Annotated in this window: 10 protein-coding genes, 1 tRNA gene and 1 pseudogene; 2 read left to right on the forward strand and 10 right to left on the reverse strand. The window is 54.2% G+C overall.

Going from position 1 to position 11586, the window contains the following annotated elements; genetic code table 11:
- Nucleotides 1-38: 38 nt before the first annotated feature.
- The 9 genes from OGX97_RS12015 to OGX97_RS12055 form a co-directional block, all read right to left on the reverse strand.
- Nucleotides 39-641, reverse strand: a complete 603-nt coding sequence (locus tag OGX97_RS12015) for a TetR/AcrR family transcriptional regulator (protein ID WP_279850525.1) — start codon at nt 639-641, stop codon at nt 39-41.
- A gap of 371 nt (nt 642-1012) precedes the next feature.
- Nucleotides 1013-1780, reverse strand: coding sequence for a Fe(3+) dicitrate ABC transporter ATP-binding protein FecE (gene fecE, locus OGX97_RS12020; protein ID WP_128611809.1), 768 nt, complete (start codon nt 1778-1780; stop codon nt 1013-1015).
- The gene (fecD, locus tag OGX97_RS12025) at nt 1781-2737 is read right to left on the reverse strand and encodes a Fe(3+) dicitrate ABC transporter permease subunit FecD (RefSeq protein ID WP_279850526.1); all 957 of its coding nucleotides are present in this window, start codon (nt 2735-2737) and stop codon (nt 1781-1783) included.
- Nucleotides 2734-3732: an iron-dicitrate ABC transporter permease FecC gene (gene fecC / locus OGX97_RS12030; protein ID WP_279850527.1), complete on the reverse strand. Its 999-nt coding sequence runs from the start codon at nt 3730-3732 to the stop codon at nt 2734-2736. Before fecC ends, fecD begins: the two co-directional genes overlap by 4 nt.
- Complete coding sequence (locus tag OGX97_RS12035; RefSeq protein ID WP_279850528.1) at nt 3729-4628, reverse strand: Fe(3+) dicitrate ABC transporter substrate-binding protein FecB; 900 nt, start codon at nt 4626-4628, stop codon at nt 3729-3731. Before OGX97_RS12035 ends, fecC begins: the two co-directional genes overlap by 4 nt.
- Nucleotides 4629-4703: 75 nt before the next feature.
- Complete coding sequence (gene fecA / locus OGX97_RS12040) at nt 4704-7028, reverse strand: TonB-dependent Fe(3+) dicitrate receptor FecA (RefSeq protein WP_279850529.1); 2325 nt, start codon at nt 7026-7028, stop codon at nt 4704-4706.
- A gap of 86 nt (nt 7029-7114) precedes the next feature.
- Nucleotides 7115-8068 carry a ferric citrate uptake sigma factor regulator FecR gene (fecR, locus tag OGX97_RS12045; RefSeq protein WP_118262358.1) on the reverse strand — a complete coding sequence of 318 codons (954 nt, stop codon included), beginning with the start codon at nt 8066-8068 and terminating at the stop codon, nt 7115-7117.
- Complete coding sequence (gene fecI, locus OGX97_RS12050; protein WP_008784388.1) at nt 8065-8586, reverse strand: ferric citrate uptake sigma factor FecI; 522 nt, start codon at nt 8584-8586, stop codon at nt 8065-8067. The genes fecR and fecI overlap by 4 nt, the downstream gene beginning before the upstream one ends.
- A 290-nt stretch (nt 8587-8876) precedes the next feature.
- Nucleotides 8877-9860, reverse strand: a complete 984-nt coding sequence (locus tag OGX97_RS12055) for an alpha/beta hydrolase (protein WP_279850532.1) — start codon at nt 9858-9860, stop codon at nt 8877-8879.
- A gap of 183 nt (nt 9861-10043) precedes the next feature.
- On the opposite strand from OGX97_RS12055, the pseudogene OGX97_RS12060 reads away from it, so the two are divergent.
- Nucleotides 10044-10130: pseudogene (locus OGX97_RS12060) on the forward strand (type II toxin-antitoxin system PemK/MazF family toxin); the annotation flags it as partial.
- Nucleotides 10131-10205: 75 nt separating this feature from the next.
- Here the strand turns inward: OGX97_RS12060 and OGX97_RS12065 are convergent.
- Nucleotides 10206-10281, reverse strand: a tRNA-Asn gene (locus OGX97_RS12065).
- Nucleotides 10282-10607: 326 nt separating this feature from the next.
- Between OGX97_RS12065 and nac the strand changes: the two genes are divergently transcribed.
- Nucleotides 10608-11525, forward strand: a complete 918-nt coding sequence (gene nac / locus OGX97_RS12070; RefSeq protein WP_008784390.1) for a nitrogen assimilation transcriptional regulator NAC — start codon at nt 10608-10610, stop codon at nt 11523-11525.
- The last annotated feature ends 61 nt before the right edge of the window (nt 11526-11586 follow it).

Here is an 11586-nt window from a genome sequence, read left to right on the forward strand (position 1 = left end):
AATGAGTGCAAGTAAATAATGAATTTTTTCGCTTAAATTTATAAATTGATTAACAGACCAGCGACGACATCTTCGAGGATTTTTCTATCTGTAATGTTTTTATTCAGTACACGTAAACCGTAATAGCCTGCCATAAAGCCTCTCGCCATTTCGACGGCTGATGCTTTATTGTTCAGTTCGCCGGTTCGTTGGCCTTCGATGAATACCGACACCAGCGTTTTTTCTAAATGCTGACGATATTCATTATTCAGGCTCGCAACGGCTTCATCTTTACTGCCCATCTCCAGGGCTGAAAATAAGACCATCGCATCATGCTGCTCTGGCTGAGAAAGATCTTCGGCAATACCCCAGAGCAGAAGGGTGTGCAATCGCTCTTTTACCAGACCTGGTTGTGTGAGTATTGTTAACTGTGCTGACATAGTTTGTTCGTGGCTGCGCAACAAAGCTTGCTCGTACAGGGCTTGCTTGCTTCCAAAGGCATTGTATAGGCTTCCCCGCCCTAATCCCGTACCATTGCATAAATCTTGCGCAGAGGTGCCTGCATAACCATTGGCGCTGAAAACAGCGACGGCAGCATCAATGACATCCTGAGCTTCGAACTTTCGCGGACGACCTGGAAAGGTTGGTTTTTCAGCACTCATAGGGATGTGGGACTTGAAATGAGTTGAGGCGGCATAGTATTGATTATGGAACGATCAGTCAAATAATTTTCATAAAAAAATCAGTGGTGATGCGCAGACAGATTTTCTTATGAATTGCTATGCGTTTCTGTAGAGGGATGTGTGGATTTTATCCTTTCCAGGATAGTACGTTGATACAACGGCAACCACGCGTAATGGTTAATCATCACACCGGAATCTGCCGTATTCTAGTGAACGTCCAACGTCCCCCTTCGATTAAGGATAGTGTTGCATCGACCGATTGAGCTCACAGGGCAGAGTAAAGTCATCGCAGCGTGAGTGATATGACAGGCGACCTGTTGAGGCCATGGTACCATTACAGACTGTATCATCTACCTCACTACACACATCGGCCTGCCAGATACTGGTTCGGGGTGTATCTCCGTATCCACGCTGAATACGGTTCTCAGCAATCCAGGGTTCATCACCTCTTCTGGTGTGCCTTGCGCCATAACATGTCCGTTCGCCATGACCACCAGATGGTCGCAGTACCGGCTGGCCTGATTAAGGTCGTGCAGCACGGCGACCACCGTTTTCCCCTGAGCCCGGAGTTCGCCCATCAGCCGCATCAGTTCCACCTGATGATTGATATCGAGATAGGTGGTTGGCTCATCGAGTAGTACAACGGGCGTATCCTGCGCCAGGACCATCGCCAGAAATGCGCGCTGTCGCTGACCGCCAGAAAGATCGGTTAACCGTCGGTCGGCAAGATGTTGGATCCGGGTCTGGTTCATAGCATCATGGACCCGCGTATTGTCTTCAACGGAGAGACGCCCCCAGAGTGACAACCACGGGTTGCGACCGTACGAAACAAGCTCCTGGACGGTGATCCCCTCGGGAGTTAAATGGTGCTGGGGCAGCAGCGCCAGCCTGCGGGCTAGCTGGCGTGATGAGAGCGTATTGATGGCACTATCGCCGAGAAATACGCCTCCGGACTGCGGCGTTAACAGTCGTGAAAAACAGTTTAACAACGTTGACTTCCCGCAGCCGTTAGGGCCGAGCAGGGCGATTGCCTTCCCCGCTGGTAGGGTGAGTGAAACGCCATCAAGCACCTTGTTTGTACCGTAACAGACCGTCAGATTTTCAGTTCGTAATGTCATTTATCGCATTCTCACAAGCAGCCAGACAAACCATGGTGCACCGATAATGGCGGTCAGCACGCCAGCCGGAAGTTCCAGAGGAGGATGAACAATTCGCGCCAGCAGGTCGGCAACCACCAGCAGTAACGCACCTGTCATGGCTGAAACGGGCAGCAGCCAGCGGTGACGTCCACCAGTAATGCTGCGCACCATATGCGGCACCACAAGACCAATAAAGCTAATTGGGCCGCAGACGGCCACGCCGGTCGATGTCATGGCGACGGCCAGTAGCAAAGCCAGGAGCCGAATACGCGGCACCGACACACCGAGCGTGGTGGCGCGCGCATCGCCCAATGCCAGGAGGTCGAGATCGCGGCAAAAACGCAGACTCAGCGGCAGAAACAAAATCAGCAGTGGGGCGGCTATTTTCACAAAGCTCCAGTCACGGCCCCATAAGCTGCCGGTCAGCCACAGCAGGGCGTTGTTCACATCCTGCGGACGCGAAAGCATCAGATAATCCGTCAGGCTGGCCCAGCAGGCAGAGAGCGCAACACCCGTGAGCGCCAGCTTCATCGGCTGGCTGGTGTTCGCCAGTATTCTCAGCAGGATCAGGCCCGCCATGCCACCGGCAAAGGCCAGTAGCGGCAGAGTAATCACCGGTAGTGACGGTAAGAGAAGCAGCGCGCCCACAGAGGCAAGACTAGCAGCATGGTTTACGCCGAGGATATCCGGTGATGCCAGAGGGTTACGCACGATCCCTTGCACCAGCACGCCTGCCACCGCGAGGGCTGCACCAACAAGCAGCGCCAGCAGCAGTCGCGGCAGGCGGTACGACGTTAATACGAAATGATATTCGCGCCCGGTCTGCCAGTCGCTCAGCAGAGCACGCCAGGGAACGGCGAGCACCCCCATTTGTAGTGACAAAACCGAAAGTCCTGCCAGCGCGAGGGCGATGAAAATGACGAACGCAATTTTCATCCACGCCTCCTGACCAGCCAGACAAAACAGGGTGCACCAATCAGCGCCACTACTGCCCCCGCGGGCAATTCGCCAGGGAAGGCCAGCGCTCGGGCCAGAACATCAGCCAGCAGCAGCAGCGTGGCGCCCATAAGCATGCTCATCGGCAGGACCTTGCGCTGATCGAATCCTACCCAGAAGCGAGCCAGATGCGGCATCAGCAGACCGATAAACGCCACCGGACCTGCCACGCTGACGCAGGTACCGACCAGAAGCAGCACCAGAACATTGATGATCAAACGGAGCTTCGGCAGATTCACCCCCAGCGTGCGGGCGGTGCTGTCACTGACGTTAAGCAGGTTCAGTTGATTAGCCAGCAGCAATACCACCGGTACAGCAACCACTACCATTGGGAAAAGCTGCCAGAACTCCTGCCAACGTGCGTGGGATACGCCTCCCGCAAGCCAGTAAAAAATGCCGTAGGCGTGATCTTCCGTCAGCAGCAGGGTGATGCGGGTAAGGGCCATGCAGAAAGCCGAGAACGCGATGCCCGCGAGGATCAGTTTGTTTCTGTCCTGGGTGTGGCGAAATCCACCACCTGCGGTCATCACCATCAGCCAGCTTACGCCACCGCCGCAGGCGGCGATAAAGGCGATGGAGTAACCCGTAACGGGCGCAGGGCTGATAGCGCTGGTAAGCGCCATCGTCAGCGCTGCGCCACTGTTAATACCGAGTAGTGAAGGGGAGGCCATTGCATTATGCGTCAGGGTCTGCAGCAGCGTTCCCGCCAGAGCCAGGCTTGCGCCGATCAAAATGGCGACCAGGCTTCTCGGCAAACGAAGGTTTTGCACCAGCGCTTGTGGAAGCGTCGGCGTATGGCCTGGTAACAGGGCGTGAATGGCGTCAACGCCGGAAACAGGAATGGCCGAGTAGCAAAACAGACTCAGCCAGAAGATAGCGATAAGCGCGACAAGGGGGAGCCCCCACTGTAGCGCTGGATGTTTGAAAACTGTCATTTCACATCGGATAAAGGCTGGTGGTGAAAGATTTTTACCGTGTCGCTGGCAATGCGTTCGGCTGCGAAAATGCCGCGCATCCGCGCCCAGGCGTTACTGTCGACCGACGCCGTCTGCTGTTTTTGCGCCGCAGTTAACATCTGCCACAGCGGGTCTTGTTGCCAGCGTTTCACGATGCTCTCTTCACGATAGTGCGCGACCAGCAGCCATGCCGGATTGAGCGCCAGCAGCTGTTCCAGACCGATGGACGGCATAGACGAACCCGCCATAGCTGCAGGCACCGTCAGCCCCAGAGAGGTCAGGACGCCCCCGGTCCAGGTCTCCTGAGTATGCAGGTTGAACTGCTGCTCCCGGGACGTACCAAACACCACCATCGTGTCTTTTGGCAGTTGGCTGGCCCACGCTGACATCTGTTGTTGGTGTTGCGCCAGGCGTGACTGCATCTGTGCTTTTTTACCCACAATTTCACCGACGATGGCCGCAGATTGCAGATTTTCAGCGTAGGTTTCATTGCGAGACTTGAGCAGCAGCACAGGTGCTATTTGCTGTAAGGCGATGTAAATACCCGCATGGCGGCTGCTGTCGGCAATGATCAGATCCGGTTTCAGCGCGCTGATGGCTTCTAAACTCGGCTGCGCACGCGTGCCGACAGACTGCCAGGGTTTCAGATGGGCACGAACCTCTGGAAGAATGCGTGTGGCATCGTTATCGTCGGCAATGCCGACCGGACTGACATCGACAGCAGCCAGTGCGTCCGCGAACGACAGTTCCAGCACCACTATCCGTTGTGGCGTTTTATCAAGCGTAAAGGTGCCATGTTCGTCATGAACCGTGGCGGCAAAAGCATGGCCGGTGAGCAGCAGAGCGGCGAATAGCGTGCGTAATGGTGTGAACATGTAAATTGCCTGCGTCGGGTGGCGTTTCGTTTGCCCGACCTACAAAAACAGCATGCAGGCCGGGTAAACGGGGGTTTAGAACTTCAACGAACCCTGCATATACAGCGTGCGCGGCTGGCCTGCGTAGATGCCTTTGTTGTTGTCGTCGTAAGAGCGGATGAAATACTCTTGGTCGAAGATATTTTTCACACCGAACGCCAGGTTCAGGTCTGCCATCTGCGGGCCGAAGTCATAGGCTACGCGTGCGCCCCAGAGCATAAAGCCAGGGATGCGACCGGTACTGCCATCAGCGCTCTCTTTAACGGTGTTGGCGTTATCCGCAAACTGGCTGGACTGGAAATCGCTATTCAGGTTGAAGGTCCAGTTGCCCGGCTTATAGTCCACGCCCAACGTGCCTTTGTGTTTCGGCGAGAACGGCACCTGATTGCCATAGGTATCGCCTTTCTCGCGAATCTCAGCGTTCACATACGCATAGCTTGCGTAGACTGAAACGTTGTCGAGCGTTGGCGTCAATGTGCCGAGATCATAGCGAGTCTGAGTTTCCAGTCCGGTATGACGCGTTTTACCGCGTGCAGTAACGGTGTCGTTGGTTTGGTTGGAATCGTACTGATTATTAAAGTTAATCAGGAACAGCCCCATTTCCGCCGTCAGCGCGCCATCGTCGTATCGGGTTCCGAGCTCCCAGGTTCGCGCTTTTTCCGGTTCCACATTGCCGCTTTGCACAGCCTTGCCAATTTGGCTGTACTGTACGGTGCCGAATGAGCCTTCAGTGTTTGCATAAAGATTCCAGCTATCAGTCAGGTGATAAAGCACATTTAGCGCCGGAAGTGGGGCGTTGTAGCTTACTTCCTCATGTGTGCCTTTGATGGCGTTGTTCTGGTATGACTCGATATGTTCAAAGCGCATACCCGGTGTGATAGTCCAGTTGCCAATGTCGATTTTGTCATCCAGATACCAGGCGTGCGCTTCGGTGCCGGAACGAGTATCGCGATCGTAAGGGCTGGCGCTGGACGGCAGTTGTCCACTGCTGGTGGCAGTGTAGTAACGCATTTCATGCGTCGACTCGCTCACATAACGGTATCCCACGCCCACTTCGTGCGCGGAAGGACCCACCATAAAGCTCTGACTGTAGCGTGGTTCAATGCCGCGTACCCAGTAGTTACGCGGTGAAAGGGTGAGGCGTTTTCCCTGTTCCAGGTAGCCGCTGCGCAGGGTTTCAGTGTAGAAGCCCTGAATATTGAATTTATGTTGGCTGTCCGGCTGGAACTGATAGCCGAGGCTTGCCAGCTTGCGGCGCCCCCAGAAGCGATCGTAAGGGCGCGTGGATTGCCAGCGGTCGGCGTCGTAATCCGCGCGAGACAGGCCGCCGGGCATGTCGGCTTCACCGTCGTAGTATTGCAACAGACTGTTGAAGGTATGCACTTCGTTTGGCGCATATTTGCTTTTCAGCATCAGGTCGTCGATGCGGGTCGCGCTGTGTTCGCGCCAGTCGCTTCCACGTGTACCGGAGTAAAGCAGGGCGGTACCAAAACCGTTATCCGCCGTGCCGCCCACCATCAGGTTGTGCGTTTCTTTTGGGTTATTTTGTGAAGATGTTGGGCTGAGCTGGCCTTCCACGCCGGCTTCGATGCCGAAGTCTTGCGGAATAGCGCGGGTAACAAAGTTCACCACACCGCCCACGCTCTGTGGCCCGTAACGCACCGCGCCACCGCCGCGAACCACGTCGATGGCGTCCATATTTCCGAGTGAGACGGGCGCCAGTGAAAGCTGCGGCTGGCCGTAAGGGGCAAACGGCACGGGAATACCGTCCATCAGCACCGTTGAACGGCTGGCCAGGCGCGGGTTCAGGCCGCGAATACCAAAGTTCATTGCCAGATCGTGGCTACCGGTGCCGTTGTTTTCTGGGGCGGTAACGCCAGGAATGCGGTTCAGTACCTCGCGCATGGATGTTGCGCCGGTTTTGGCAAAATCCTCACGGCGGATAACGTCACGTGCGCCGGCATGCTCGAATACGTCGTTTTCGCGCGCATCCCCCAGCCAGTCGCCCACCACGGTCAGGGCATCTTCTTGCGGTGTTGGTGCGGGCTCCAGCGTCCAGCTGTTATTACCCAGCGGTTTCACCTGCAGGCCACTACCGTTCAGCAGGTGTTGCAGGCCGGTTTCGACGTCGTAGTCACCGTGAAGACCGTTACTCTGTTTGCCGCGCGTCAGGCTGGCGTCAACCGACAGGGTAATTCCGCTGAGCGCGGCATACTGATTAAGGGCTTTGTCGAGCGAACCCGGTGCAATATCAACCTGCGCTGCGAAGGCGGATAACGACAGCCCGGCCAGCGGCAGCAGGCTCAGACGAACGGCGTTAACCAAAGGTGTTGTTTTGCGAAAAACGCGTAAAGGCGTCATACCTTCTCCATCATCATTTTTGTTGTGTTCATCTATGAGTCGAATGAGAAGGGGAAAAAGGACAATCGAAATGAGAATTATTTTTCTTACAGTGCGGAAATATTTACCCAGTATCGCGTAACTGACTGAATTTTAACTGGAAGAGTCTTGGCAATAACATCCAGGATTGCATCAGTATTTTTCAGCGGGAAAGTGCCACTCAGGCGTAACCCGGCTACAGCCGGATCGCAGCGCAGCACGCCGTTGCGATAACGGCTCAGCGTGGCAATCACTTCACTCAAAGGTTTATCGCTGAAGCTCAGAATGCCCTGCGTCCAGGTGGCGCTTTCATCATCCGCTGAGGCTATTGCACCAAATTCAGACGCGCTAAACTGCAGGCTCTCGCCAGCGCTGACGATGCGTTTTTCCTGCGGACGATTTGCCAGTAAGACTTCTACAGCATGTTGTTGAACGACAACGCGTGTGACGTTGTCCTGCTGGTAGACGGTAAATTCTGTGCCTAATGCGGTGAGCTGGCCCTGGCGGGTCACAACGCGGAAAGGTCTCTGCTGCGCGTCTTTTGCGGTGGTAATAGCAATTTCGCCGTACCAGAGATGGACAGCGCGTTGACGCGTATCAAAACGAACATCCGCGGCGCTTTGTGTGTTGAGCGTCAGCAGAGAACCATCTTCCAGCCGCTGATGGCTGACCGCGCCTTTGGCGGTGCGGTAATCCGCGCGCAGACCTTCACCGGCTTCAGACTGCCAGAGCTGCCAGCCGCCGCCTACGCCGAGTAGCAGCAGTAGCCCTTTCATGACATGACGACGGGTAAGGCGCGTATCGTGCAGCGCCCGGCTGGCAACATCGCCCGGTACGCGGCTGAGCTGGCTGCGCAGGTTTTCAACCTGTTGCCATGCCCACTGATGATCTTTGTCCTCTTCGTACCATTGTTGCCAGCGCGCTTCTTGCTGTGGGCTGACACGCTCGCCGCTCAATACAGCATACCAGTGCGATGCCGAGCGCAATGCCTGGCGGCGAGAATCGGTGATAGAAGCGTTCACAGACCGTGCTCCAGACGAAACAGCAGACAATGTTCGATAGCCTTTGCCATATACTTTTTCACCGAGCTGACGGAGATACCGAGCTTCAGCGCGATCTCGCTGTATGTCAGACCATCCAGTTGCGAAAGCAGAAACGCTTCTCGTGTTTTTCCGTTCAGCCCGTCAAGCATGCTGTCGATGAGTTGCAGGGTTTCGAGCTGGCTCTCGCGTTCCTCGGGGGAAGGCGCGAGCGCCTCCGGCATAAGCGCCAACATCTCCAGATAGGCTTTTTCCAGCGCGTTTCGGCGAAACAGGTCGACCATCACCCGTTTGGCGAGAGTGCACAGAAAGGAGCGCGGATCGCGGATCGTCGAGAGCGAGTCGCTGCCCATTACCCGTAGAAAAGTGTCCTGGGCAATGTCATCTGCATCAAAGGCGGACTGGAGTTTGCGCGTCAGCCAGCTTTTCAACCAGCCGTGATGTGCGCCATAAAGCGACTCGAGCGTAAAGGAAGCAGTGGTAGTGGCGTGGTCAGACATGTGGAATGTATCAAAAGTTAATTATCACGCGATTATAGTAATATGAGAATGGTTATCATTACAATTAGAAATATAATTGTATTACGTTGAACTTCTTAATGCGTTGTTATTTATAAAAATGTTATGAGGTGGATATCGGATGGGGAAGGGGAGTCTGCTTCTGGCATGTGACGGTTGGAATGACATCTGACCATGTCTGCTGTGAGCATGGAGCAGACGAATGCTTTAAAGCATGCTGAACTCTTTAAAAGTAAACCGTTTTTGGGAGGACACCGAGAGCAGAGCAGCTGTTACTTTTCGGGAAAAGGTGAGTTGCGGATCAGGAAATGCTCAATCGAGTCGATTAAACCGGGAGCTAAGGGGAGCGCGGGTTCAGCGTATGTCGCGATATTCGCTTTGCGATCGTCCGAAGTCACCTCTTTCATAACATGGTTCATATTGGGCAGTATAACCAGGGACGCTTGAGGATTCGCGGCCTTAAGCAGTCTTGCATCCGTTTCTTCCACCTGGAGATCGCGTTGCCCTTGTAGCACTAACACGGGTTTGGAAATACTCGAAATGAGATGACCCGGATTATATGAAAATGCATTGATCAAAAACCCCTGAACAGCAGGATTAAAGATACTTTGCAGTGCTGGGTGAATATTCGTAATATCGACTCGCCGCCGATGCTCCAGAGCATCAATTATCGGCAGCGCCTGCTTTAATAGAATTTCATTTTCCGGATTAGCGTTAAGTTGCCCCCTCAACACCTCGCCCATCGGCCTCCCGGGCGTTGCGATAAGAACCACACCGCACACATTCTCTTCTTGAGCCGAGGCAAGTGCGACTACGCCCCCTTCGCTGTGCCCTAAAACCCAAATACAGGGGGTGTGCATGTGACGTCGAAGCACGTCTACCCAGGATCGAATGTCGTCAACATAGTCAGCAATCGTCACCGCATTGGCATCGTCTACGGCCATTGCGCTAGCGAACATTCCACGTTTGTCGATACGAAGCGTCGCAAAACCTTTGGCAGCCAGGCCTTCAGCAAGAAGTCGGTAAGGCGATGCGTTCACACCAAGCGGGTTGTTTCCATCCCGATCGGTTGGCCCGGAGCCAGGAACGATAAGAACAACGGCTGTTGGTTTTGAATTCGGGGTGAGTAACGTGCCTTTCAAAGGGCCTTTTGGCCCTGCGGCATCCAGGACAGTTTCGGAAAAGGTCACCGGTACTGCCGCCAGACTCACAAATGGGCAAGCGCCCAAAAGGGCAATTGAGGCGGCAATATTCATTGGAGATGTTCCTGTAAAATTCAGCGTATCCGTCAATTTATATTATAAATATGGCCTGCTCTCCATTGATTAATATATCAGCGGCGATAGAAAACGCCGCTGCTGGCACAGAACGGAGGTACTGGGTGAGTTTAAAGTCTGCAGTGAGCGAAGAGCGGACATCTCAACTCATTGTTGGTCCTGTCTATTGATATGGAAGCCCGGAACGGTAAGCGTCTGGAACAAATACCTGCGGCTATTATGAATGAAGTGTTGGCCAGACTAAGTTGAGGTTTTGATATGCGCAATGAGCAATGGCATAAAAGCAAAAAGCCTGCTTAGTTTCCTAAGCAGGCTTCTTAAATATGGCTCCTCTGACTGGACTCGAACCAGTGACATACGGATTAACAGTCCGCCGTTCTACCGACTGAACTACAGAGGAATCGTTTGAACGAGGCGCATATTAGCGAGGGTGGTGAGGCTTGTCAAAGGGGTAAATACATTTGTGTGTTCGTTTGCTGACAAAATCAGCAAAGCGGCGATCTTTCCGTCTTTTTATGCTTTTGCCCCATTCTGGTGCGTGTCTACCTCTTCCAGGGCAGCCTGAATGAGATACTTAGGTGCGCAGAATGATCTTCCTTCGCTTTTACTCCTGACTTTACGCGGCTTTAACCGTAAAACACCGTTTTAGACGAAAGTGGCAAGCATCTTGCAATCCTGAATTTAATGACTGCCAGCACGGGTTCTGGTATTCCGACAGGAGGCAAAATGAACTTCAGACGACTGAAATATTTCGTGAAAATCGTCGATATTGGTAGCCTGACCCAGGCAGCGGAAGTGTTGCACATTGCGCAACCCGCGCTGAGCCAGCAGGTCGCTACGCTGGAAGGTGAGCTGGATCAGCAATTGCTGATTCGTACCAAGCGTGGCGTCACGCCGACGGAAGCAGGAAAAGTGCTATATACCCACGCCCGGACGATTTTACGTCAGTGCGAACAGGCGCAACTTGCGGTTAATAACGTGGGCCAGACCTTGAGTGGACAGGTCTCTATCGGCCTTGCGCCGGGGACAGTCGCGTCATCCATTACCATGCCGTTATTACAGACGCTACGTGCCGAACTGCCTGATGTGCTGGTCTATTTGCATGAAAACAGTGGGGCAGTGCTGAATGACAAGCTGCTCAGCGGGCAATTAGATATGGCAGTGCTCTATGAGCGTTCACCCGTGGCGGGCATCAGCAGTCAACCGTTGCTTAAAGAGGATCTGTACCTGGTTGGCACGCGTGAGTGTCCGGGGCAAAGCGTCGATTTAGCCGCAGTGGCGCAGATGAATTTGTTCTTGCCACGGGATTACAGCGCGGTTCGCCTGCGCGTGGATGAAGCTTTTTCGCTACGTCGCTTAACGGCTAAAGTGATTGGCGAAATTGAGTCTATCTCCACCCTAACGGCCGCCATTGCCAGTGGTATGGGTGTCACAGTGTTGCCTGAGTCGGCCGCCCGTTCATTATGCAATGCGGCTAACGGCTGGATGGCGCGCATCACAACACCATCGATGAATCTGCCATTATCGTTGAACGTATCCGCCAGAGGGAGCTTATCGCCCCAGGCGCAGGCCGTGAAGGAGATCCTGTTGTCGCTGGTCAGCCGTCCGGCGCTGGAAAATCGCGAGCTGCAGCTGGTCAGCTAAACCTTATTCCCACAAGGAATAAGATGCAGGTTTTTATTATTTGTTATGCCGGGCATCAGAC

It is taken from the genome of Citrobacter sp. Cpo061 (assembly GCF_030332845.1).
GTDB lineage: Bacteria > Pseudomonadota > Gammaproteobacteria > Enterobacterales > Enterobacteriaceae > Citrobacter > Citrobacter portucalensis.

Excerpts from the sequence above, each read along its gene's own strand:
- OGX97_RS12055 (WP_279850532.1), bottom strand. The coding sequence starts at position 9,860 with ATGAATATTGCCGCCTCAATTGCCCTTTTGGGCGCTTGCCCATTTGTG.
- fecI (WP_008784388.1), bottom strand. The coding sequence starts at position 8,586 with ATGTCTGACCACGCCACTACCACTGCTTCCTTTACGCTCGAGTCGCTT.
- fecA (WP_279850529.1), bottom strand. The coding sequence starts at position 7,028 with ATGACGCCTTTACGCGTTTTTCGCAAAACAACACCTTTGGTTAACGCC.
- fecD (WP_279850526.1), bottom strand. The coding sequence starts at position 2,737 with ATGAAAATTGCGTTCGTCATTTTCATCGCCCTCGCGCTGGCAGGACTT.
- OGX97_RS12035 (WP_279850528.1), bottom strand. The coding sequence starts at position 4,628 with ATGTTCACACCATTACGCACGCTATTCGCCGCTCTGCTGCTCACCGGC.
- nac (WP_008784390.1), top strand. The coding sequence starts at position 10,608 with ATGAACTTCAGACGACTGAAATATTTCGTGAAAATCGTCGATATTGGT.
- fecE (WP_128611809.1), bottom strand. The coding sequence starts at position 1,780 with ATGACATTACGAACTGAAAATCTGACGGTCTGTTACGGTACAAACAAG.
- OGX97_RS12015 (WP_279850525.1), bottom strand. The coding sequence starts at position 641 with ATGAGTGCTGAAAAACCAACCTTTCCAGGTCGTCCGCGAAAGTTCGAA.
- fecC (WP_279850527.1), bottom strand. The coding sequence starts at position 3,732 with ATGACAGTTTTCAAACATCCAGCGCTACAGTGGGGGCTCCCCCTTGTC.